Origin of the sequence: uncultured Methylobacterium sp., assembly GCF_964244095.1 — a bacterium.
GTDB lineage: Bacteria > Pseudomonadota > Alphaproteobacteria > Rhizobiales > Beijerinckiaceae > Methylobacterium.
Window position 1 is genome coordinate 1 of the sequence record NZ_CAXTHR010000073.1, and the last position, 21,448, is coordinate 21,448.

Annotated in this window: 31 protein-coding genes; 1 reads left to right on the forward strand and 30 read right to left on the reverse strand. The window is 70.5% G+C overall.

From position 1 onward, the window contains the following. From ACFE86_RS12815 to ACFE86_RS12945, 27 genes are all read right to left on the reverse strand, one after another. On the reverse strand, positions 1-2,377 hold a 2,377-nt coding region (locus tag ACFE86_RS12815), incomplete at its 3' end, for a phage tail tape measure protein (RefSeq protein WP_375455714.1). An 83-nt stretch (positions 2,378-2,460) separates the two neighbouring features. Further along, positions 2,461-2,850: a hypothetical protein gene (locus tag ACFE86_RS12820; RefSeq protein ID WP_375455715.1), complete on the reverse strand. Its 390-nt coding sequence runs from the start codon at positions 2,848-2,850 to the stop codon at positions 2,461-2,463. An 88-nt stretch (positions 2,851-2,938) separates the two neighbouring features. Continuing rightward, complete coding sequence (locus tag ACFE86_RS12825; RefSeq protein WP_375455716.1) at positions 2,939-3,307, reverse strand: phage tail tube protein; 369 nt, start codon at positions 3,305-3,307, stop codon at positions 2,939-2,941. Between the two features lie 83 nt (positions 3,308-3,390). Then, complete coding sequence (locus ACFE86_RS12830; protein WP_375455717.1) at positions 3,391-4,926, reverse strand: phage tail sheath subtilisin-like domain-containing protein; 1,536 nt, start codon at positions 4,924-4,926, stop codon at positions 3,391-3,393. An 82-nt stretch (positions 4,927-5,008) separates the two neighbouring features. After that, positions 5,009-5,242 carry a hypothetical protein gene (locus ACFE86_RS12835; RefSeq protein WP_375455718.1) on the reverse strand — a complete coding sequence of 78 codons (234 nt, stop codon included), beginning with the start codon at positions 5,240-5,242 and terminating at the stop codon, positions 5,009-5,011. Beyond that, positions 5,242-6,015, reverse strand: coding sequence for a hypothetical protein (locus ACFE86_RS12840; RefSeq protein WP_375455719.1), 774 nt, complete (start codon positions 6,013-6,015; stop codon positions 5,242-5,244). Before ACFE86_RS12840 ends, ACFE86_RS12835 begins: the two co-directional genes overlap by 1 nt. Further along, positions 6,012-6,449, reverse strand: coding sequence for a hypothetical protein (locus ACFE86_RS12845; protein ID WP_375455720.1), 438 nt, complete (start codon positions 6,447-6,449; stop codon positions 6,012-6,014). Before ACFE86_RS12845 ends, ACFE86_RS12840 begins: the two co-directional genes overlap by 4 nt. A gap of 4 nt (positions 6,450-6,453) precedes the next feature. Next, positions 6,454-6,783, reverse strand: a complete 330-nt coding sequence (locus ACFE86_RS12850; RefSeq protein ID WP_375455721.1) for a DUF2190 family protein — start codon at positions 6,781-6,783, stop codon at positions 6,454-6,456. Positions 6,784-6,872: 89 nt separating this feature from the next. Further along, a complete protein-coding gene (locus ACFE86_RS12855) occupies positions 6,873-8,564 on the reverse strand; it encodes a prohead protease/major capsid protein fusion protein (RefSeq protein ID WP_375455722.1) in 1,692 nt (563 codons plus the stop codon). A gap of 93 nt (positions 8,565-8,657) precedes the next feature. Next, positions 8,658-9,293 carry an HK97 family phage prohead protease gene (locus tag ACFE86_RS12860; protein ID WP_375455723.1) on the reverse strand — a complete coding sequence of 212 codons (636 nt, stop codon included), beginning with the start codon at positions 9,291-9,293 and terminating at the stop codon, positions 8,658-8,660. A 10-nt stretch (positions 9,294-9,303) separates the two neighbouring features. Further along, complete coding sequence (locus tag ACFE86_RS12865; RefSeq protein WP_375455724.1) at positions 9,304-10,809, reverse strand: phage portal protein; 1,506 nt, start codon at positions 10,807-10,809, stop codon at positions 9,304-9,306. A 6-nt stretch (positions 10,810-10,815) separates the two neighbouring features. Next, a complete protein-coding gene (locus ACFE86_RS12870; RefSeq protein ID WP_375455725.1) occupies positions 10,816-11,019 on the reverse strand; it encodes a phage head-tail joining protein in 204 nt (67 codons plus the stop codon). Beyond that, positions 11,016-13,034, reverse strand: a complete 2,019-nt coding sequence (locus tag ACFE86_RS12875; RefSeq protein WP_375455726.1) for a terminase gpA endonuclease subunit — start codon at positions 13,032-13,034, stop codon at positions 11,016-11,018. Before ACFE86_RS12875 ends, ACFE86_RS12870 begins: the two co-directional genes overlap by 4 nt. Continuing rightward, positions 12,976-13,464 carry a hypothetical protein gene (locus ACFE86_RS12880; RefSeq protein ID WP_375455727.1) on the reverse strand — a complete coding sequence of 163 codons (489 nt, stop codon included), beginning with the start codon at positions 13,462-13,464 and terminating at the stop codon, positions 12,976-12,978. Before ACFE86_RS12880 ends, ACFE86_RS12875 begins: the two co-directional genes overlap by 59 nt. A gap of 308 nt (positions 13,465-13,772) precedes the next feature. Continuing rightward, complete coding sequence (locus tag ACFE86_RS12885) at positions 13,773-14,099, reverse strand: hypothetical protein (RefSeq protein WP_375455728.1); 327 nt, start codon at positions 14,097-14,099, stop codon at positions 13,773-13,775. 3 nt (positions 14,100-14,102) lie between these two features. Beyond that, a complete protein-coding gene (locus tag ACFE86_RS12890; protein WP_375455729.1) occupies positions 14,103-14,303 on the reverse strand; it encodes a hypothetical protein in 201 nt (66 codons plus the stop codon). A 3-nt stretch (positions 14,304-14,306) separates the two neighbouring features. Further along, positions 14,307-14,591, reverse strand: a complete 285-nt coding sequence (locus ACFE86_RS12895) for a hypothetical protein (protein WP_375455730.1) — start codon at positions 14,589-14,591, stop codon at positions 14,307-14,309. 305 nt (positions 14,592-14,896) lie between these two features. Then, on the reverse strand, positions 14,897-15,601 hold the full coding sequence (locus ACFE86_RS12900; protein WP_375455731.1) for a DNA-methyltransferase: 705 nt from the start codon (positions 15,599-15,601) through the stop codon (positions 14,897-14,899). A gap of 342 nt (positions 15,602-15,943) precedes the next feature. Further along, positions 15,944-16,372 (reverse strand): hypothetical protein, encoded by a 429-nt coding sequence (locus tag ACFE86_RS12905; protein ID WP_375455732.1) that lies wholly within the window; start codon positions 16,370-16,372, stop codon positions 15,944-15,946. Next, complete coding sequence (locus ACFE86_RS12910) at positions 16,372-16,584, reverse strand: hypothetical protein (protein ID WP_375455733.1); 213 nt, start codon at positions 16,582-16,584, stop codon at positions 16,372-16,374. The genes ACFE86_RS12905 and ACFE86_RS12910 overlap by 1 nt, the downstream gene beginning before the upstream one ends. Further along, positions 16,584-16,796: a hypothetical protein gene (locus ACFE86_RS12915; protein ID WP_375455734.1), complete on the reverse strand. Its 213-nt coding sequence runs from the start codon at positions 16,794-16,796 to the stop codon at positions 16,584-16,586. Before ACFE86_RS12915 ends, ACFE86_RS12910 begins: the two co-directional genes overlap by 1 nt. After that, on the reverse strand, positions 16,793-17,119 hold the full coding sequence (locus ACFE86_RS12920; protein ID WP_375455735.1) for a hypothetical protein: 327 nt from the start codon (positions 17,117-17,119) through the stop codon (positions 16,793-16,795). The genes ACFE86_RS12915 and ACFE86_RS12920 overlap by 4 nt, the downstream gene beginning before the upstream one ends. Beyond that, complete coding sequence (locus ACFE86_RS12925; protein WP_375455736.1) at positions 17,116-17,283, reverse strand: hypothetical protein; 168 nt, start codon at positions 17,281-17,283, stop codon at positions 17,116-17,118. Before ACFE86_RS12925 ends, ACFE86_RS12920 begins: the two co-directional genes overlap by 4 nt. Before the next feature lie 105 nt (positions 17,284-17,388). Further along, positions 17,389-17,613 (reverse strand): hypothetical protein, encoded by a 225-nt coding sequence (locus tag ACFE86_RS12930; RefSeq protein ID WP_375455737.1) that lies wholly within the window; start codon positions 17,611-17,613, stop codon positions 17,389-17,391. Continuing rightward, a complete protein-coding gene (locus ACFE86_RS12935; RefSeq protein WP_375455738.1) occupies positions 17,607-17,942 on the reverse strand; it encodes a hypothetical protein in 336 nt (111 codons plus the stop codon). Before ACFE86_RS12935 ends, ACFE86_RS12930 begins: the two co-directional genes overlap by 7 nt. After that, on the reverse strand, positions 17,939-18,103 hold the full coding sequence (locus ACFE86_RS12940) for a hypothetical protein (protein ID WP_375455739.1): 165 nt from the start codon (positions 18,101-18,103) through the stop codon (positions 17,939-17,941). Before ACFE86_RS12940 ends, ACFE86_RS12935 begins: the two co-directional genes overlap by 4 nt. Beyond that, positions 18,103-19,095, reverse strand: a complete 993-nt coding sequence (locus ACFE86_RS12945) for a site-specific integrase (protein WP_375455740.1) — start codon at positions 19,093-19,095, stop codon at positions 18,103-18,105. The genes ACFE86_RS12940 and ACFE86_RS12945 overlap by 1 nt, the downstream gene beginning before the upstream one ends. A 98-nt stretch (positions 19,096-19,193) precedes the next feature. Here ACFE86_RS12945 and ACFE86_RS12950 point away from each other — a divergent pair, with 98 nt between their 5' ends. Next, positions 19,194-19,433, forward strand: a complete 240-nt coding sequence (locus ACFE86_RS12950; RefSeq protein ID WP_375455741.1) for a hypothetical protein — start codon at positions 19,194-19,196, stop codon at positions 19,431-19,433. A gap of 73 nt (positions 19,434-19,506) precedes the next feature. Here ACFE86_RS12950 and ACFE86_RS12955 read toward each other — a convergent pair whose 3' ends face one another. The 3 genes from ACFE86_RS12955 to ACFE86_RS12965 form a co-directional block, all read right to left on the reverse strand. Then, positions 19,507-19,782, reverse strand: a complete 276-nt coding sequence (locus ACFE86_RS12955; protein ID WP_375455742.1) for a hypothetical protein — start codon at positions 19,780-19,782, stop codon at positions 19,507-19,509. Between the two features lie 281 nt (positions 19,783-20,063). Continuing rightward, positions 20,064-20,276: a hypothetical protein gene (locus tag ACFE86_RS12960; protein WP_375455743.1), complete on the reverse strand. Its 213-nt coding sequence runs from the start codon at positions 20,274-20,276 to the stop codon at positions 20,064-20,066. Positions 20,277-20,323: 47 nt separating this feature from the next. Next, positions 20,324-21,211 (reverse strand): hypothetical protein, encoded by an 888-nt coding sequence (locus ACFE86_RS12965; RefSeq protein ID WP_375455744.1) that lies wholly within the window; start codon positions 21,209-21,211, stop codon positions 20,324-20,326. Between the last annotated feature and the right edge of the window lie 237 nt (positions 21,212-21,448).

Sequence of the window (21,448 nt, forward strand, 5' to 3'; positions counted from 1 at the left end):
CGGCCCCGAACGCATAGCCGGCCGGGTCGGCACCGAGCAGGGAGTTGTCGAGGTACGCGTCCGCGAAGGTCTCGTTCTCGACCGCGTTCTTGGCGATCACCGAGGCGACGGACCCGCCCATGATGATGCCGGCGCCGACCGCGGCAGGACCGAGGAGCGTTCCCCCTGCGACAGCGGCCGGGGCGGCGGAGCCAGGAACGCCGCTCACCCCGAGCCTTGCCGCCGCGGCGTTGAGCGCCGCGGCCGACTCCGCCAAGGCGACGGCCGAGCCCTTCAGGCCGAACCCCCCGGCCAGTAGGCCGATGGACTTGACGCCGACGAAGGCGGTACCGAGTGCCGCCACCACCGTGGTCGCCTGGACGACGCGGTTGTCCAACTCGGCAAACGACTGCACGAGGTGGCCGGCCTTGTCGGCGACCCAGGTCAGGGCGCCGCCCTTGCCGTCGTTGTCCCAGGCACGGCCGAGCTTCGTTTCGACGTTCGTGACCGCGCCCTGGAACCGCTTCACGGCGCCGTCGAAGCCGGCCATGCGTTCGGTCGAGACCTTGGCGGCGTAGCCTTCGGAGTGGTTCAGCAGCTCCTCGATCATGTGCCTGAGCGTTTCCGGATCGCCGAGGGCGTTGGCGATGCGGTTGCCCTGCTTCGGCCCGAAGATCGAATTCGCCAGGGCGAGGTTGCCCGGCAGCTTCTTCATCAGGTCGACGATGAGCGCGTTGGTGTCGACGCCCTGCATCGATGCGTTGCGGAAGCGGTTGGCCAGGCCGGCGATGCTCTTCTTCGACTTGGCGTCGTCTCCGCCGAGGTTATCGGACAGCAGATCCATGATCGCTGGCGTAAACTTTTCCGGGCTGGCGATCAGGGCCTTGTCGGAGAAGATCTTGCTGATGCCCGCCCGCGTGTTCTTGTCGAGTTCGACACCGTAACTGGCGGCAACCTGCTTTGTGAATGCGGCTTCGTCGAGCTTCTCCGGATTTTTCTGATAGGTCTTATAGTCGAGCCCGTTGGCAAGCATCGCCTCCCGCGCTTTCTGCGTCGGGGACTGCGCGTTGGCGATGAGGGCGCGGAAGGCGACACCCGCCTCTTCGCCGCCCATGTTGGCCTTCTTCGAGATGCCGCCGAACGCCAGCAACGTCTGCTCGGACACGCCCGACAGCCGGGCCGAGGTGGCGCCGTACTTGTAGGTCTGGCTGATGTCCTCCGGCGTCATGCCCGAGATCTTGGCCGCCTTCACCTGCACGTCGGCGGTCTGACGTGCCGACGCAGTCGCCGCCGCGACCGTGCTGATGTCCTTCTTGAAGCCGAAGATCGCCCCTTCCATCTGCTTGACGGCGTCGGGCAGGCGCAGGTCGAGGGACTGGCCGAGGTCGGCCGCCGGGCTCATCAAGCCGAGGACCTGATCCTTGTTCAGTCCACGGGCCGCCAGCTCACGCTGGGCTTCCAGAACCTGAACATCGTTGTAGCGGGTGGTCGCGCCCATGTGGATCGCCTGATCCACCAGCGGCTTCTGCTGGTCGTCGGTCAGGCCCATCACGACCTTGCCGAACCGACGCTCGTTGTCGAATTCCTGATAGGTGTGCAGGGCGTGCTTGCCGAAATGCTCGGCCTTGTGCACGGCGCCGATCCCGACGATGCCGGCCGCGCCCTTCCAGGCATCTCGCCGTGCTTCCCGGCGCTCGAGGGTGTCCTGCAGGACCCGCGCGCGGTGGGCTGCGATCTGATCGCCGAGCGCGGCGCGCTGCGCGGCGACCTCCTGCCGGCGCTGGATCGCGAGCCGCTTGACCTCGCTCGTGCGCGCCGCCTCGCGGTTCTGGTCGCGGATCGCCTTGGTGGTCGCCTCGATCGTGCCCTTCAGCGCGCGCTGATGCGCCTCCAGGCTGGTGACCGGCACGCCGTAGGCGTTCAGCGCCGAGCGCGCGGCGCGCGCCGCCTCGACCTGCCCGTTCATCGCCGAGGCCGTGCCCTTGAGGGCCCGCTGCGCGCCCTTGAGCTGCGTATCGAGGTCCTTCACGCGTGCGGCGGCCTGCGCCATCTCCTGCGCGATCGCGCCCGACTTGTTGAGAGCCTTCACACCCTCGAACTGGCGCGCGGCGGCGCGCGCCGCGTCGAGGGCGGCGGAGAGCTGCTTGACGCGGGCTTCCGCCGTCTTGAAGCCCATGCCGGCCGAGGCGACGGCGTTGCCGGCGGCTCTCACGCGCTCGGCCGCCCTGGCGGCTTCGCCGGCGCGGTTGAGCTGATCGGTGAGGCGCTTGACCTCGGCCGACACCTTCCCGGCCCTGGCGACGCCCTCGATCGCCTTCGTCACCCGGCCGATCGCGGCGGCGGCGCCGCGATCCTCGCCGGAGATGAGGAGCCGGGCCTCGACCGTGCGCGCCGCCATGGAGATGTCCTATCGCCTTTCGCGGCGGCGCCGCTCGGCCTTGTCGACGGCGCGGCCGTGCCAGTACAGCATCTGCGAGACGCTCAGCCTTCCGACGGCGTCGGGCTGCCATCCGCAATCGAAGACGAGCTCGTCGGCGACGGCGTCGAGCCAGCGAGCACCCGCGGATCGACGCCGAGGAAAAAAGCCATGATCGCATCCCGGACATTGAAGGTGTCGCGGATGCCGAGCCGCGGCAGCAGCATGGGGTCGCCGGGCTTGTCGCCGTCGGCGATCAGGCGGTCGGCGTAGCGTTTGACCGCCTCGGGGATCGGTGTCGCGACGACGTGCCTGTCGTCGCCGGGCGCCGGCGTCCAGACGTAGGGGTCGCCGATGTCCATGATCTCGTCCCACTTCGGCTCGCGGAACTCGAGCTGGCGGATGACGCCGTGCCCGACGAGGGGCTTGTCCAGGACGACGATTGCGTTGGCCACGGTGACCTCTGACGTGCGTGCGCCGAGCGGGCGCCGATGGTTCGGGACGGGGTGAGGCGCCCGGCGGCGACGCGCCGGGCGGGGCCGGTCAGATCACTTCGCTGCGGTACTGATCGGACTCGATCTTCATGCCGGAGACCTCACCGTCCTTGGTGTTGATCTCGGGCTCGCCCGACCAGCGGGCGGCGGTGAAGTAATGCGCCACGCGGGCATCGTCCTCGACGAAGGTGAGGTCGATGCTCTGGAGGATCATGGCTTCGTCCCACTTGAGACCCTGGCCTCGATCGAAGGTCAGCTCGACCGCAGAGAGCTGCGGCTTGACGAAGCTGAAGCCCTTGCCGTTCCAGTTGACGCCGTTCTCCGGCGTGCCGCGGGCCGGCTTGAGCTTGGCTTCGGCGCGGCCGGAGAAGGCTTTGCCGTTGATGGTGGCCGAGTACCGGCCGCCCTGCGTGTCCATGGAGGATGCTCCCGCTGATCAGGTGTGATGGGTCGAGGACGGCCGGACGCGAGCCCGGCCGCGGTGAGGCGACCGGAGGCGGCTCAGAGGCCGGAGGCGTTCTGATCGTCGAGGTTGTTGAAGAGCGTCACGTTGGCGGCGAACACGCGCAGGGCCGCGGCGGCGGCGGTCGGCAGGTAGAAGTTCGCGCGGTCGCTCTCGTAGTCGAAGTCGACGATGAGGTTGGCGACGAAGAGATCGACCTGCCGAACGAGCCCGGCCTGATGCAGATCCTCGTAGGCGTGGATCACGGTGCCGCGCGCCTGCGGCGGGGTGACGACGCCCTGGATGAGGCCGGGGTTGTCCTCCATCATCACGTGACGGGGATAGGTGCCCACGAGCTTCTGCTTCATGTAGCGCGTGACGTAGATGCCGATCATCAACTTCTCGATGTCGAGCAGGTTGGTGTCGGGCAGGCCCGCCGCGTTGACGCGGTAGGTGGTGATGATGCGGTCGCAGGCGATCTGGCCGTCTTCCGTGACGACGGTGGTCGAGATGCCGTTGCGCAGGAGCGAGTCGCGGTCGGCCGCGGCGAAGCGGTCGTTCGGGTCGGCCGGCGGGCGCAGGCCCTCCAGCACGCGGGTCTGCATCGGTCGGGCGATCTCGATCGCCGTCTTCAGGCTGCGGCCGAGGTTCTTGAGGAAGGCGATCTCGCCGTCGAGCGCGGCGACGATCGACCAGCGCGGGTGCGGCAGCTTGTTGAGGCCGAGCACCGTCACGTGCGGATCGTTGCGCGTCAGGCCGAAGGCCGTCAGACCCGAAAGGTTGCCCTCGTAGCCGGTGCAGTAGTGGCACTGCAGCCCGACCAGCGGCGACCAGCGGTTGTTGAGGAAGTCGCGGGCGGCGTTGAGCTGCGCCGTGGTCGAGTAGGGGCCCCCGATGAAATCGAACGCCTGCGAGCCGAGGCGGGACAGGGCGTCGGCCATGTCGACGTCGCCCGCCCCGCCCGACATCGCGGCGATCGTGACGGTGAGCCCGGGGACCTCGACCTCGTCGCCATCGAGGCCCGCGAGGATCGAGATCCCGTTGCACTCGGTGCCGCCGTGGCGACCGGTCAGCGTCACGACGCCGAGGGCGGAGGCGGCGGCGACCGCCGGCAGCATGCGGCGCCCGAACTTGGCGTAGCCCTGGCCGATGCGCGCGGCGAGCGCCGCGGCGACGACAGTCGCGGTGTCGCCGGTGGCGACGTTGACGTCGTAGCGCTCGCCGCCGACGTAGCGGGTGAGGGTGCCCGGACCCGTGGCCGTGCCGGCGATCGTGACGGTGCCGGTCGCCGCGACGGCGTTCGCCGGATCGGCGGCGCTGACGAACCAGAGCTCGCCGATCGGGTTGCGGCGACGGGCATAGAGGAGCTGCTCGGCGCCGATCGAGCCGGGGCCGGCGATGGTGTTCGGATCGGAGGAGCCCACGGTCACCGGCTTGCCCGACGACGCGGCGACCGATCCGGTGAGCGCGCGCCCGATCACGATCTGCCGGGAATTGCCGGAATAGCTCGGTGGCCCGGAATTCAGCTCCGCCAGGAACATCGGCACGCGGACGTCGCCGGGGATCTGGTTGAAGGCGACCTGATTGGCGGCCATGGCGCTGTGCTCCAAAGAAAAGGGCCGCTCGAGGGCGGCCCGTGAAGGGGGTTCGGGGTGGTGTGGGAGCCGTCAGCGCGCCTCAGGCGTGGGCGTCGGCCTCGTCGTGATGCTCGGGCTCGGCCGGCACATCGGCGCCCGGGTCGGACGGCTCAGGTGCGAGCTCGGAGACCGTCACGTCGCCGCGCCGCTCCAGGCTCGCCCAGTAGGCGCTCCAGGCCACGGCGGCGCCGTCGGCGGGCAAATCGCGGCCCCGCGTCGGATCGGGGATCGTGGCCGTCGCATCGGCCGGGGTGACGTGCACGCGCTTGTCCATCAGAGGCTTCCGTCGAGGGGAAACTGCGCCGTAGCCGGCGTGCCCGCGTTCGGGGCCGGGACGGGCGTTAGGTTGAGGGCGAAGGTGACGGTCGGGGCGTCGCGCGGCACGGGCACGGGCGGAAGCGCTGCGACCAGGAGGCGGCAGATGCCTTCGGCCGACGATCCTTCGGGCGCCGCCTCGCACACGCTGCGCAGCGGGTTCGGCAGCGCAGCATACGGACCGGACGGCGGTGACCGCGCGTCGCCCCTGTCGTCGCCTTTCACCTCGACCCGGAAGGTGATGAGGTGAAGGGCGAGCTTCACCCCGGCCTGATCCGTAGAAAAGCGGGACACCGTTCTCTTCGTGACGCGCCGGGTGACGGCGGCGAGCAGCAGGCGCCCCTCGGGCGTCGATCGGTTGGCCGGATGCGGTCGACCAAGCGTCAGCATGGTCTCCGCGCACCATGCGATGAGGTTCAGCACCGCCTCGAGCTCCCGGTCCGTCACCGGGTTGACGACGGCGGTCTCTCCATCAGCCCCCTCGGTCGCGCACATCATGACCTCGAGGACCAGGTCGCATGCGTCTTCGAAGGGCGTGCCGCCGTTGTTGGCGGACAAGCCGTCACCGTGCAGTTCTTCGGTCGTGACGACGATCACCGGTACGGGCTGACGATGATCGAAGTCGCCGATCTGCGAGTCGTAGACGCGCCCGTCGCAAAGCCTCGCGATCACCGGATGGCTGTTGAGGGCTGCAACTGCTTGCAGCCGCAGGGCCGTGAGACCGAGGCTCATACCGGTCCCACCTGGGCATGGCGCCGCTCGGCCAGGTGGATCCAGGCGCGGCCCAGGTCCTCCGGCACGAAGCGCGTCACCTCGAACGTCTCGCCGGTTTCGTCGCGCCGGATCAGGTCGCCCTTCTCGGGGCGCCGGGGGAGCGCGGCCACGGCGACATCGATCATCGGCTTCTCGCCGACGACGGGGCGCGTCGTGCTGTCGGCGAGCGAGCGGCCGTGGGCATGCAGCACCGCGCCCGGCGCCACGAAGGTGCCGACGAAGGCGAAGACCTCGCGGACCGCGCTCGGCCGCAGGCGGCCGTTCCGGTCCGGCACGCCGCCGACGAGGGGCGCCGCCGCGTCGGACTGCGGCAGCAGCACGAAGCCCTCGCTGAACACCGCGTCGACCGTCGCGCCGGCGACGGCGGCGAGGCTGGCAAACAGCGAGGGCATCGGATCAGAACGTGCCGTTGAGACGGACGCGGCCGACGCTCGACGGGTTGGCCGCAGCGAGGACGGCGACGCCGATCTTGGTGTTGCCCGCCGACGTGGTGGTCACGTTCTTGGCGGCGGCGTCCCAGTACACGGCCGCGCCCTGGGTCCAGGGTTGCGCGGAGACCTTCGGCAGGTCGTAGACGCCTTCGACGTCGATCTCGACGTCGGCGCCGGACAGCGCGGAGATCCCAGCGATGCCGAAGATCGCGCCGACGATGACGCCATCGCCCGATGCGACGTCGGAGGGGGCGGTGACGGTGAGGATGTCACCCTTCTGGACGTAGTTCTTCATGGTGGAGCGCCTTCACGCGAGAGGTCCGGAAAAGCGAAGGGCCGCGCTGTGGCGGCCCGGTTCGCTCCTCGATGGGGAGGAAGCCCGCGTTACTGCGGGTTCTTCCAGAGGCCGCGCCAGTCGATGACCTTGGCGGCCACGTCCTGGCGGACCTTCACTTCCATGCCGTCGACCTCGAAGCCCATGCGGGTCTCGGTGAAGAGACCCTGCTGCCCCTCGAGGTAGGCGAGCTCAACGATGTCGATCTGCTCGGGAGCACCAGCGAGGTACCAGTTCGTCGCCGAGGCGGCGTCGAGGCGCGGCTCGGAGATGCCGATCAGCTTGCGCATCGACTGCGGGACGCCATCGGCGGTCGTGGTCGGGTAGATCTGGCCAAGGAATTTCTCGGCCGCGGTCTCCAGTGCGGTCGGCACCAGGATGTAGACCGGGTTGATGTTGAGCAGCGTCTTGCCGTCGAGGCCGGTCTGCACGCGCATTTGCTGACGACCCGCGCCGACAACGTCGGTGGTGATCGCACCGGCAACGCCGAGGTTGCCGTGCGCGGCGTGGAACAGCGTCTTACCGTCGCCCATCACCGGGTTGGCGGTGATCTGGCCCCAGACCAGGTCGCTCTCGAGGTTAGCCGCGGCGACGCCGAACGAACGGGGCACCCGGGTGAACGCGTCGAGGTCGTCGTTGATCAGGACCTGGCGGGTGATGCCGACGATCTTACCGAAGGTCGCCAGCCGGTACTTCTCGGCCGAGTCGCCCATCGTCCCGCGCTTGAACTCGCCGTGCTCGTTGACTTTCTCGAGCTTCGGGGCCTCGCCGAGCTGGACGCGGGAGACGTCCTTGAAGTCCGGCAGGGTGACAACGCGGACGATCGGGCGGAAGGTCTGCGGAGCGGCCTGGTAGCCGGCGCGCAGGGTCTTGTTGGCCACGTTGGCCAGAACGTTCGGGAAGTCCGCCGTCGAGTTCATGCCGCCCGTGCGGACCGAGAAGTCGCCGACCCGGATGCGGGCCATCAGCATCTCGCTGGCGAGCTCGTGCTTCGAGAGGCCGCGGGTGCGGACGCCGTGCGCCTCGAGGAGGTCGCGCCCCATCTCCAGCAGCGTCATGCCGCGGTACTGGCGGCCCTGCTCGGACAGCTCCTGCGTGCCGGGGTCGAAGCGGTGCAGCAGGGCATTCTCGACCGCCGCGCCGCGCTTCTCCTCGTCGGTCGCGCCGACGATGCGGGCCCGGGCGCCGCTGCCGGTCGGCACGGCCGCGGCACGTTCGTGCATCTGGTCGCAGACGAGGGTGCGGAACGCATCGACGCTGGTGTCGCCATCGAGCGCAGCCTCGATCTCCTCCTGCTTCATGCCGGCGCGGCGGCCGAGGTCGCGGATGGTGGACGCGCGCTCCCGCTCGGCCTTCAGGGCGGCGGCGCGCTGGCCGGCGGTGTCGGCCGGCGGCGCCTTCTCCGCCTCGGCGATCTTGCCGCGCACGGCCTCGACCTGCGTCATCAACTCGGCGTGCTCGGTCTCGATCGTGCGGATGGCCTCGGGCGCCAGATCCTCGGAGATCTCGGCGAACTTCGCCGCGGCACGGGTGACGAGGTCGGTTTCCTTGGCGCGTAGGCCGGCGAGGCCGATGCTGGCGATCGACAGGTCGGGCCAGTGGTGGAGCGCCTGGGCGCCCGTCGCCTTGGCGAGGACGGCGGCGTGGGCGAGGTCCGGCGCGCCGACGCAGAGCGCCACCGCGAGGAGCGCGAAGGCGAGCGACAGGCCGAGGGTGGGCGCCGCCCGGAAGAGCTTATTCATCGTAGGGGTTCCTGCGAAGGGCTGTACGGGGCGAGCGACCGTGATCCTGCGGCCCCGTCGGAGCACAGGCGGCGTTGGGAAAGGCGGAGGGCGTCAGGCGTGGAGGCCGAGACGGCGGGCCTGCATGCGCAGCCGCGCACGGGCGACGTCGGCGATCGCGCGCCGGCCCGGCATCGTGACGACGCACGGGAACAGCTCGGCGGCCGGGGCCGAGCGGGTCTGCGCCCCGGGATCGGCCGGGATCGGCACGGCGGAGATTTCGCAGGGCTCCCAGTCGGTGACCCGCCAGATCGCGACAGCGCCGTCGTCGGACTCCGTCTTCTCGATCTGGTGGCGGATGTAGCCGGCTGAGACGTTGCGGATCACGCCGTCGCGGATCTTTTGGACGATGTCGGCGTCGCCGGCGGCGCGGGACAGCAGGATCGTGGCCAGCCCGCGGCCGCCCTCGATCTTGGCGGAGCCGGGGACGACGGAGCCGAGGACCTGGCTGAGGTCGTAGCTGCCGTGCGTGTTGAGGAACGGAGCCCCTGCGTTCAGCCGCTCGAGGCGCACGGCGCCCGGCGAGAGGTCCAGGACCTCGTCGTAGCTGGTGCTCGAGCGGTAATCGTAGCGGCGGACCGCGGCGCCTGTGGTCCAGACGATGTCGATGGTGTTGGCGGTCTCGTCGAACGAGCCCGCGCGCACCTCGACCGACCGCATCTCGCGCGGCAGCTGCAGCAGGATCGACATGGGATGTCCTTCAGGCCGCTTCGGCGCCCGGTGCCGCGGGCGCGCTGGGTTCGTTCTGCTTGACGCCGATCTGCGAGACCCGGCGCGGGTCGATATCGAGCACGAGGCCGCCCGGCTGTTTGTCAAGCATCTGGAAGAAGGCCGTGGTGTCGGCGATGACCTTGCGCCAGTCCTGGCCCCAGCTCGCGATGAACTCCTGCGGGGTCATCCTGCCCGCACGCACCGCCAGGATGTCCGCCTCGAGCGCCTTCCGGGCGTCGATCGGCTCGACGGCCGGCAGGATGTAGTCCCAGCGGTAGCCGCCCTTCCGCGGCTTCAGCTCGCCCGCCATGATCGCCGCTTCGACGAACCACCCGGTCGTCCGGCGCATCACTTGCGGGACGAGCAGGTGGTTCTGGGTCTGCTCGCAGAGGCGGCGACGGTGGATGTCGCCGGCGTTGAGGCTCGAATAGTTCGCCTGCCGGAGGTCGCCGGTGACTTGGTCGTAGGTGAGCCCGGCCCCGGCCGACATGCCCATCATCGTGGTGATCCAGACCGGCTCGAACTGTCCCTGGCCCGACGGCTGGCCGAAGGTGATGGTCTCCCCCTGGTCGAGGTAGGCCAGCATACCCGGCTTCATCTGATCGATGCGCGCGTCGTCCTTCTTCGGGCTGATCCTGGGATCGCCGTCTTCCTTCTTGGTCACGAAGCCGGCAAAGCACGCCTCGACCCGCTGCTTGACGACGATCGCGTCCATGACGTCGGCGAGATCGCGCGCGTTCATCAGCACGGGCGCCAGGACGGGCACGCCGCGGACCTGGCCGGCCCGCATCTGACGGTAGAGGTGGATCACATCGCAGAACGGCACGAACTGCGACGCGTAGGGGGCGCCGTGGAAGGTGAAGTCGCCCGGGTGCTGGGCGTGCAGCCAGTAGCCGGTGCGACGGTCGAACGGCCCGAGGCCGACGCCGAGGCGGCTCATCTGCTGCTCGAACACGCCCTGGTCGCGGGCGGCATCGATGAAGTCGCCCTCCAGCACCTGGAGCTTCAGCGGCACGCGCTCGCCGCTGTCGCGCCGCAGCGGGATGCGGCGGATGACGCAGTCACCACCCTCGAGCATGCTGCGGTAGGCGATCGCCTGCTGGCCGCCGAAGCAGTTGATGCCCTCGATGTCGGAGGTGGCGCACCAATCCTCCCACAGCTGCTTCAGCGGCTTGTCGATCCGGTCCGAACCGTTGTCGGGGACCGCGTTGATGCCGTTGCCGATCGTATGGCCGACGTGGATGTCGACGATGCGTGCACCGGCCGAGGTGTTGCGCACGAGGTCGCGCGAGCGGTCGCGCAGGCGCGCAAGCGCCGGCCCGATCTCGACGTTGGCCGAGGTGGCGCCGGCCGAGAACGACGCTCCGCGCCGCCCGCCACGGGCTCCGTCATAGGCACGGGTGCCGTCGAGCCCGGCGAGCGTCGTAAGCGCGCGCGCGCGCTTGATCGCTGCGCCGGGCGCGACCCAGGCGAGGGCCTTCAGGGCCAGGGACATATCCGGTCAGTCCCGCGAATGCTCGACGAAGGTGGTCCGCGCGATGGGCACGGACCCCGTCAGGGCCTCGACGATCTCCTTCCGGATCGACCGCATGTCGGCGAGCGAGCGGTAGGTGACCTCGCGGTTGTCGGCGAAGCGCACCTTGGTGGCACCGGTAGCGATCGCCTTGTCGAGGCTGGCGAGGTCGGCCGAGGTCCAGGTGTTCATCGGGCGAACCAGTCATCCGTGCGGTTGTCGAACCATCCGCCCGGCGAGGGTGGGATGGCGCGCGTCGGGGCTTCGACGGACGGCGCAGGGGCCGGCGCGACCGAGGTCGGCACCCGCGCCGGCGGTGCCGCGGCAGGTCCGGACCGCGGAGGCGGGGGCGTGTCGTCCCGCAGACGATCGAGGCCGATCATCCTGGCGGCCGCGTAGGCCAGGGCCTCGGCATCGAGGAAGTGGTTCCTGCGCGAGCGCGAGATCCAGATCGCACCGCCGCCGGGCCGCTTCATGCGGGCCTCGGAGACGACCTGGCGGCAGTAATCCTCGGTCGTGTCCTTCGAGATGTGCCAGCCGCCCGGCTGGCCTTCCGGCCAGCGGATGCGCGCGTGCAGCCAGGACTTCATCACGTCCGAGTCGAGGCGGACGAGGTCGAGCCCGTAGCTCGGCGTGCCGCCGACCGGCTTCACGTCGATCTTGTTGACCGAGATCGGCGTCTGCCGCTTCGCGTAGCCCTTGCACGGGTATGCGAAGCGGGCGTGGCGTCTGCAAAACTCGTAGACCTTGTTCTCGTCGCCGGCGTCCCTCTTGCCGGGGCGGAAGCCCGCGTCGACGAAGACGCGCCGAACCGGGATGCCGGCGAACTCCGTCTCGATCAGGTCGGTGAGTTCCAGCCAGATGTCGTCGAGCCGGGTGTCGTGCTGCTCGCCGTAGAGCTCGCCATGCTCGATCAGCCAGGACTCGTTGCGCAGGCCCCAACCGCGGATGACGTAGACGAGCCGGTCCTTCTGCACGTCGACGCCGGCGGTGATGAACAGGACGCCGTCCGGCACCTCGCGGAACCGGTAGGGCAGCCGGCGGGCCGCCACGTCCTCCCACTCCGGGGCGTCACCGCCCGACGGCATCCACAGCTCGCCGAAAACGGCGTTGGTGACCGTCTGGACCTTCTCCGGGTCGCCGGACTGGATCGCCTCGACGTAGCGCGCCGCGCGATCGCCGAAGCTCTGGAACGGGGAGCACAGGCCCGACACCCACAACGACCAGGTGTCGCTCGCCGGCGGTTCGCCGACGGCGTTCCCGTCGTCGTCGAGGGCCTGGCCGGGGGCCACCTCGAGGCCGGTCGTGCTGATCGCCTCCTTGTCGGCGTCGGTGATGATGCAGCCGTTGCGCGGACACACGAGATGCGCCGAGGCGCGGGCCTGGGCCGGCGTCGTCTTCGCCTCGTCGCCCTTGTGGTCGTATTCCAGGCACGCGAGGCGCGGGACGAACCGCTCCTCGCAATGCGGGCAGCGCCATGTCCAGTGATGGCGCGTGCCGGACTGCCAGAACTTCCAGATCGTCGACTCGATCTCGTCGGCCGGCTGGACCTTCCAGAATTCGAGGCCGGAGACCGGGTCGACCTCGACCTCCTTCGAGCCGCGCGAGGTCGTGGAGACCATCGCGTGGACGAAGTCGGCGTGGGTGTCGCCGCGGGCATCGATCAGGCCGACCGGGTCGCCCTGGCCTTTGAGGTTGGCCATCAACTCGTCGGCCTCGTCCGTCAGCGCCAGCGAGGCGGGGTCGGATTTCAGCGCGGTCGAGGAACCGGCATGCGCCAGGCGCAGGGGGACGCCGGCGATGACCTTGCGGGTCTTGGTCATCCGCTTGCCGCGGGCGACCTTGGCGGCGAGCTTCGGGGCCTCGTCGAGCAGCGCCATGACGCGCGGCTCCCACTGCTCCGTGATGAACTGCTTGTTCGGCCCGACGTAGAGGATCGGCGCGGGCTGCTGGTCGAGCCGCTGGCCGATGATGTCGAGCAGGGTCTCCGACTTCCCGCTCTGGGCCGAGACCACGTAGACGCAGCGCCTGTGGCGGCGCCGCGCGACGGCCCGGCCGAAGGGCACGCTGTAGGGCGTCAGGTACGGGTTGCGCTTGCCCGGGTAGCCCGAGCTCGGCGGATACTCCCTGTTGTCCGCGCCCCATTCGTCAGGCGTCGTCCTCTTCGTCGGGAGGATCAGCGTCGAGGTCCGCTCGTAGAGCCGCACCGCATTTCTGGATGCGCTTGGCCACCTTCGTGAGGACATCGTCGATCTCGGCCTGCAGACGCTCGCGTGCATCGAGATCCCGCGTGAAGCGGGCCGGGACGTTGTTCACCTCCAGCACGATCGCGCCGGCGACCTGATCCATGGCGAAGATCGCGTCGGCCAGCGGCACGAGTTCGCGCTCCTCGCGCGCCAGCTTCAGCTCCTCGCGCCGGGCCTTGATCTCCTTGAGCCGGTCGCCGCCCTTGGCCTCACCCTTCGTGGCCCGGCGGATTTCGCCTTGGACCTTGTGCTCGACGAAGGCCTGCACGCACTCCGGCAGCAGCCACTCGCCATGCCCGAGCTTGCGCAGGACCCCCGATCCCGCCAGCTGCTGGACCCGGCGGGCCGAGACGCCCAGGATCTCGGCCAGATCGGCCGTCGAGACCTCCATGGCACCCTCGGAAAGCGAAACCGAAACGCGAAAACGCGAACCCTAAATACGCTCACAACCTGCGCCCATTACGGCCGCACGCGGGTCACCCCCTGGGAAGGACCCGCGCCCCCCCGGGGGGGTCACCCCTGCGCTGGCGGGCAGCGCGGCCCGCGTCCGAGACGTCAGCGCGCGGGCGAGGTCCTGAGCGTCGGCCGCGAGACTGCGGCCCAGCGCGCCGGCAGAGGGGCGCAGGCCCCCGAGGTTTCCGCGAGCGGCGGCGCGGGCCGCGTCGGCGAGGACGGCGCGGCGATCGCCGCAGCGGCAGGTCACGTGGCCGTCGGCTTGGGCCGCGAGGCCCGCGCCGGCCTGATGCCGGAGCCCGTCGTCGGGGGCTGTGGGCGGCCCGAGCCGCCACGGCAGGGCTGATGCCCGCCACCGAGACGGGGCCGGCAGTGCGGGGCCGTGGCACGCTCGGCCGGCTCGCGGCAGGCGAGGACGAGGATGGCGAGGAGGAACGCGGCCGCCGAGACGAAGGCCAGGCCGTAGGCCTCGGCCGGCTGCACCAGCATGTCCGCGAAGCGCTCGCGCGCTGCGCTGATCGTCAGCGCGCCGAAGGCAGCGCCGAGACAGGCGGCGAAGGCGGGACGCAGCATCCGTCAGTCCTCCGAGACAACAAGGCGCACATCGAACTCACCGCACCAGTCACCCGCCGCAAGCAGCGGCCAGATGGCTAGGCGCGTGTCGTCGCCGTGGTCGGGGGCGAAGCGACGGCACTCGCCGGCCTCGCTGTTCGCGGCCGCGTAGAAGCGGCAGTTCGTGCAGATCGGCTCGTTGCCGATCCTGATCAGCTTCTGCATGGGTCACCGCGAGACGATCGGCACCACGCGCGGCGCTTGGTGCTGCATGCGAGTATCGGCCGCGCCCGGGCGCTCGACGGTCAGGTCGGTGCGGGCGTCGAGCACCATCACCGAGACGTCGCGCACGCCGTGCCGGCGAGCGAGGCCCGAGACCATGGCCTCGACGGCATTGGCCTCCGCCCTGGTCAGCGTCTTCGCCGTCCGGACGACGAGGATGTCGCCGTGCTCGACGTCGAGACGTTTCACCTGCAGGCCGAGGTCGTCGAGGACCGGCGCTGCGGGCCGCATGCGTATCTGCGTCAGGAGCTCGTGAAACGACCCACGGATCGGGCCCAACACCGGAGCAGGGCTGCCCAAGGCGGGGCGCGGCGCCGGGTCCGCCTCATCGACTACGACGATCGTGGCGTGCCGCAGCTCGACGAGCTTCGCGTAGCAGCCCTCGCGCCGGCAGAAATCCTGCCGATCGCTGGGGCACGTGGAACAGCGCATTTCGGAACTCGGTTTGGTGTGGCGATCGCCCGAACCCGAGGCGACCGTTTTACTTCCGACAAGGGCGGTTATCGGAAGCGCGGCCGTCTGCGGATCGGCCTTCGTCAGGCGGCCTGTTCGGCGATCGCGCGAACGAGGGTCGCCGTCCGGCCGGTGGCCGCCTCCCACCGCTTCACGGCGGTGTCGACGTAGGTCGGATCGAGCTCGATCGCGTGGCAGATGCGGCCGAGCTCCTCGGCCGCGATGATCGTGGTCCCCGAGCCGACGAAGGGATCGTAGACCCGATCCCCGACTACGGTGTGGTTCAAGATCGGTCGGCGCATCGCCTCGAGGGGCTTCTGGGTGCCGTGACCGGTCTCGGAACGCCGGTGCGGGATGAGCCACACCGTCATCTGCTTCCGGTCGCCGGCCCAGCGGGCCGTGCGGCCCTTGCGCACCGCGTACCAGCACGGCTCGTGGCGCCAGTGGTAGTGCCCGCGGCTGATGATCAGCCGGCCCTTGTCCCAGATGATCTGGGATCGCGTGAGAAAGCCCGCGGCGCGAAGGCTGTCCTGGACGGCGCTGGCATTCAGTGCGCCGTGCCAGACGTAGGCGATGTCGCCCGGGAACAGAGCCCAGGCCTCTCGCCAGTCGGCGCGGTCGTCGTTGGCGACGGCGCCGGTCGCGAGCGTCGAGTGGGCCGAAGCGATCACCGCGCGCCAGCCCGGATCGTAGCTCACGCCGTAGGGCGGGTCCGTCACCATCAGGTGCGGCACCGCGCCGGCAAGGGCCGTGGCGACGTCGGCGGGGTCGGTGGCGTCGCCGCACACGAGACGGTGCGGGCCGAGGCGCCAGACATCCCCGCGCCGGGCGATCGCCGGCGCGGGGAGCTGATCCGCGCCGGGAGCTGGCGCGGCCGAACAGGAATGGTTTTCGGGCATAACCTGATGCAGGGTGCCCCGGCCCGTCGACGGGTGGCGGGGTGGCCTCGGTAAAGGCCTTGCTGCGGTCATGCGTGGACCACCCACGCGGTTCGGGGTGTGTCCAGCACCCCGGCTCCCGCCTCTTTTCAGAGCGAGATCAGTCTAGGCCGATTGGCCTTGGTTTGCGAGCGCCCGGACGATCGCCCGGATGTGCCGTCGCAGCCATCCCCGGAACATCAGCGCCGCGCCTCACGCACCCTCGTGGTCGACCAGATCGCCGACCATCGCGTCTCGCTCGGCGACCGTGTCGGCGAGGCGGTGTAGGTGGATCTCGGTGGCGCCATCCAAGGCGGCGAGGCGCGCGCCCTCGGCTACCGTGCCAGCATGGCCGGCGCCGAGGAGCAGAGCGATGCCGGCCTCGTCCCGGCGCACGCCGAGGATCACGCTCCCGGGCGCCTCGATCGACGCGGCGGTGGCGATGTCATGGACCTGGACGACGTAGCGCCTGCCGGAGCGCCCGCGCCAGGCGCTGAGGGCCACGACGGGCGCAGCGCGCAACCCTGCGAGCACGCGAAGGCGTTCCTCGCGCACCGCGGGCTGGGTGGCGCGGTCGTGCAGCATCTCGGACAGCACACGGTTCCACGAAAGCCCGCGGCGGATGGACGAGCGCGAGGGCATCAGGCCAGTCCTGCGGCGCCGGCGGCGCTCGCCAGCGCCACGTCGAGGTCGCCGCGCAGGCTCTCGGCCTTCCGGCCTGCATGGGCGAGCTCGGCGGCGAGACGGCGCTCCTCGTGGCGCAGGCGGGCTTCGTCCGCGATCGCGTCGTCGAGGGCCGCGAGGATCTCGCAGATCCGCGAGCCCATGGGCGCGAGCGGCTTGGCGTCGGCCATCACGAAACCTTCCGGCGCTGGCAGCCGATCTTGAAGTAGCGGCCGTCCCCGGCCGGGCCGAAGGCCTGCGCGGCGAGGACCTGGCCGGAAAGGCCGCAGGCGGCGACCGAGGCCACCGGCTGGATCGCGATGTCGAGCGCGGTGTCGCGGCTGCATTCCGGCCCCGGTACGGCGACGGCGCAGACGAGGACGACGGCGAGGAATCCGGTCATAGGCCGGCCGTCACGACGTGGCGGGCGCCGACGATCTCGCAGGCTTTCAGAAGCCGATGCTGCTCCGAACATGAAAGTGCGTTGATGTCGTCGATCAACACCATTGCGGGTCGTAGGCCGCGAAAACCTTCCAGTCCCGTTCTGGCCGAGATCATCTTCACCACGAGGGGCATTCCGACGCTGTAGAGAAGTCCGTGGACGTCCCGCCGCATCCAGGGCGAGACGTAGACCACCACATCGGAGCGCTCTGCCACCCGAGCGAGACTGATCAGAGTGCGGGTTTTGCCGCTTTGCGGCCCACCCGTGATCTTCAGCAGGTTCATCGGCGGGGACCTTCCGAGCCTTCGAGGCCCGAGAGGGCGACGACGGCGAGCGCGACGATCGCCGCGACGATGAGGGCGGCGGCGATCGGCGAGGCACACACGGGCAGGGCGAGCGCGCCGGCCTGCGGGCCGGCATCGCCGACGAGGATCAGGACCTCGTCCATGTCAGTGCACCGTGCAGGAGGGTGGAAAGGCGTAGGCGCGGTCGGCCGGGCGCCGCGCGGCTAGCACGAGGCCGCCGGGGAACGGCCGCGCGCGGACCCGAGGCATCAGACGGTTGCCGGCCCGGTACCGGCGAGGCGGTGGCCGTAGAGCTTGTCGGCTTCGGCAGAGAGTGCGCGGCGGTGCTGCAGCCGGCGACCTACCGCCTTGGCGACGTTGAAGGTGATGACGGGCTCCCGGATCGCGTTGAGCCAGGGCGCATTGCTGCGATCGGCGTCGACGATCCGGCGCAGGATGCCGGGCAGGCGATCGTATTCGGCCGCGGTCAGCATCCGTAGCCCCACGAGGTCGGCGTCGCCGGCGCCGGGATCTCCGGGAGCAGCGGCTGGATCGCCCGGGCGTGGGCGCGGAAGGTCGCCACGAACGGATCGCGGTGGACCGGCAGCGCGGTGCCGCCGACGATGGCCGTCTCGTCGCGCAGGCTCGGCGCGGCGACGACGCGCATCGCGGCCGCCACCCCGGCGCCGCGCCGTGCGGCGATCAGCGCCTTCATCGGGCGGATGGCGGTGTGGGCGTGGACGATCACCAGGGCACCGCCCTTCGGGAGGCCGGCGATCATCCTGGCGGCGGCGGTGGCGTGGCGCTTCTCGGCGGCCGTCATGAACGGTAGCCCCCACGCAGCATCGCCGCGAACTCGGGCCTGGCGGCGCTCGCTGCCGCGTGGGTCGGGTAGCCGGCCTCGATGAGCGTGCCGGCCAGTCGGCATCGCAGCAGGTACGGGCGCGGTCCCGCAGCCGGCTCGTACACAAGCTCGATCGACATCACAGAAAGCCCTTCCCGGCGTGGTTCTTGAAGGCCTGGGCCCGGCGGTCGTACGCCTTCAGCGTGTCGACCTGGGTGTGGCGGGTGACGTCCATGACCTTGAGGAGGTCCGCCCCGGCCTCGAGGGCCGAGGTCACGAAGCCGGCCCGGAGCGAGTGGCCCGAGAACAGCGCCGCATCGAAACCCGCCGAGCCCGCGCGATCCTTGACGATCTGCGCGACGGAGCGGTCGGTCAGCGCAACGAGGCCGACGCGGCCACCCTTGGCCACCGGCCGGAACACCGGGCCCGAGGCGATCGCCGCGGCCGAGAGCCAAGCGTCGAGCGCCTGGACCGGCTTCAGCTTGGAGCCGGCCGGGACCGGCACCGTGTGGCCGGCACCTTCCTGGTCGGTCTTCGATTTCGCGATGTGGACGATGACGCCCTCGGCCGAGCGTTCGAGGTCCGAGACCTGGAGCGCGACCAGCTCGGAGCGCCGGAGCGCCGCGGCGAAGCCGATCAGCAGCAGCGCGCGATCGCGCTTGCCGACCAGCGTCTCCGGGATGCGCTTCAGGATCTTCTTGAGCGCGTCGGCGGTCGCCGGCGCCTTGCGGGTCACCTTCGTGCCGATCCGCCGGCGGATGCCGCGGACGACGGCCTTCACCGCCTCCGAGCTGGTCGGCGGCTCGTGGCCGGCGGCACGATGCGCGAAGGCGATCGCGGCGGTGTGCAGATCAATCGTCGAGGCCTTGGCGCCGCGATCGGCCATGGCCGCGAGGTAGGCGGCGGTCACCGCAACCGAGGCGGGCTCCTCGGGCAGGCCGACCGGATGACCGGCGGACCGGCACCAGGCGGCGAAGGCGGTCGCCGCGGCGCGGTAGGCGGCTCGGGTCCGGGGCGACTTCGCCTCGGCGGCGTAGGCGGCCGCGCTTTCGATCGAGGACGTGAAGACGGCCAGCGCGCACTCGTCCGGCGGCGGCTCCGCCGGTGCGACCGGCACCGGCAGAAGCGTCATCGCATAGATCCGTCAGCGCGTGGTCTTGAGGTCGCTGCTAAAGGTTGCGGGGATCGCGGCGGCGGACGGGGCATCCGTCGAACGGAGGAAAGCGAACGATGGCACAGCTACCGAAGGCGAGCGGCGACTTCTGGGAAAGCCTTCGCGCCCTGCGACGGAACGCGATCTTTGATGCGGACCAATCGAAGCCCGACGCCGTCGTGACGGCCGCGTGCCGACGTGAGGCCGAGGCGTTGGGCTCCGATCATTCGATCGAGCGCGTCGCGCACGCGCTTGAGGTCGAGGCGCACGAGCGCGGGTTGCTGCAACGGTGCCCGCCGCTTTGGGATCGCAAATAGGCGGACAGGGTGGCTGTCGAACCGGTAAATTACCTCCGACAAGGGGAGTTGTCGGAACCGGCCGCGCTTCGGATCAGGCCCGCTGTGCGCTCGCCCGACGCCGCTCGCGGTCGCGCAGGACCGCGCTCGGCGCCGCCGGCGTGGGACGCCGCGCCGGCGGGGCCTCGCCGTCACCGGCGTGGCGCGGCCAGGAGCCGGTGAGCTCGCGGTAGAGCCGCCGCGCCGTGTCGCGGATCTCCTCGAACTCGATCATGCAGGTTTCGGTGGTCCGGCGCGGGCCGGGCTGACGGTAGCGGTCCGCCAGCAGGCACAGGCCGTGCAGACGCCGCTCGATGTCCTGGCTGGTCACGGCCGCGGATCCGTCATCGGGTCGATCCTATCAGATCGCGCCCGCTGCGGGGAGCGGAAGGGGAAGGTGCAGCAGGGGCGCTACGCCTGGATGAGCTCGGGCCTCGCTCGCGCGCAGGATCGGTGATGACGATCGGTCTGCCTGCGGAATGCCATATCGCGCACGGACCCGGCCCTGAAACGACAACGGCCCCGAGCGGGGTTCCGCCGAGGCCGTCTTAAAATTCTGCGTCATCCCTATACGTCAAGCGGTTGACCGCAGTCAACCCGGCATGGAACGGCTCATAAAAACCGCTCGTCGAGGTCGTCGCCGTTGCGCGCGGCGATGGGCTGATGCTCATCGCCCTCTGCGAAGATCACCACGTCGTCGACGCCGATATCCCGCCGCGCCCGCCGATCCCAGCGACGGTGGATCACGCGCGGGCCGCCGTAGATCCGGTAGGCGTTCCAGTAGCGGTCATCGCGGAAGCCGACGTAGTGGACGCAACGGATCATGGCGCCAGACCGATCACCTCATATGGGGGTGAAGGGTACATGGCTCCTCAGCCCGTCGCCGCCTCGGCCGGCTTCGCCGCCGGCCGCTTCCGCGGGCTGTTCCGCCGCCGGTGCGCCAGCAGCCGCCGCACCAGTTCGTTCTCCTGTTGGTCGCGGAGCCGAGCCCGGCTCGCCGGGGCATCGAGGAGGCGCCGGGGCTTGCCCGCGTCGACCTCGCCGGCCCAGGGGCGCTGCGCGGCCGCCGGCGGCAGCACGCTGATGCCGGCGAGCCGGCCGGACAGGCGGTGCGCCAACAGGTCGATGGCCGCCCACCACGCCGCATAGTCGGCCCGCTCGATCAGGATCGCCTTGGGGTCCTCCCACTGGATCGCGCAGTAGGCGCCGCTCGGATATCGGTCCTTACCCTCGGCGCCGCAGATCTGCTCCGTGCCGTGGCGCATCACGTAGATGATCGGCTTGCCGGCCCGGCCGACGATCGCGGCGGGCTCCGGGGTTCGGGCGAAGGTCGGGCGGCCCCCGAGCCGGGCCTTGATCCGGACGAGGTCGAAGAGCTGCCCCATGGAGCGGGCCATGGCGGCATGCTCGTCGAGGCCGGCGGGCAGGTGAGTTAGGAGCCCGAGCTCGCCCTCGAAGCGGTGCGCGGCAAACGCCTTCAGCTCCTCGACGGCGGCCTCGATGATCAGGGCGTCCGGGTGCGGCTCGCCCATCGCCGCCGGGAAGCCGGGCTCGCGGCTGAAATTCTCGACCCGGCCGCCGAGCGCGCAGATCGCGAACATCGGCGAGATCGACGGGAACTCCCGCATCCGCCCGTCGCCCTCACCCTCGCGGCGCTTCGGCAGTTCGTGGCGATAGGCCCAGGTCAGCGCGTCCTCGATGTCCATCACCCGCTTGTTGGGGGTGCCCTCGCGCCGGGTGCCGATCGGCGGCGCGTGCACCCGGCTCCGGCGGATCCCGCCCGCGTGTCGCCCGGCCGGCATGCGGCGCTCTGGCGGAAGGGCGTGCGTGGGGATGGTGGACGATGCCGACGCTGTCACAATGGTCACCGAGGCCTGTCCCGATCTGGAACGATCGGGCAACATGCGAGTGATCCAATCGCGGTTCTGTCAGAGTCAAGTGCGATCTGCGGTTGCGCGCGCCCTGACGATCGCCGCGTTGATGCCGGCCGCGATCTG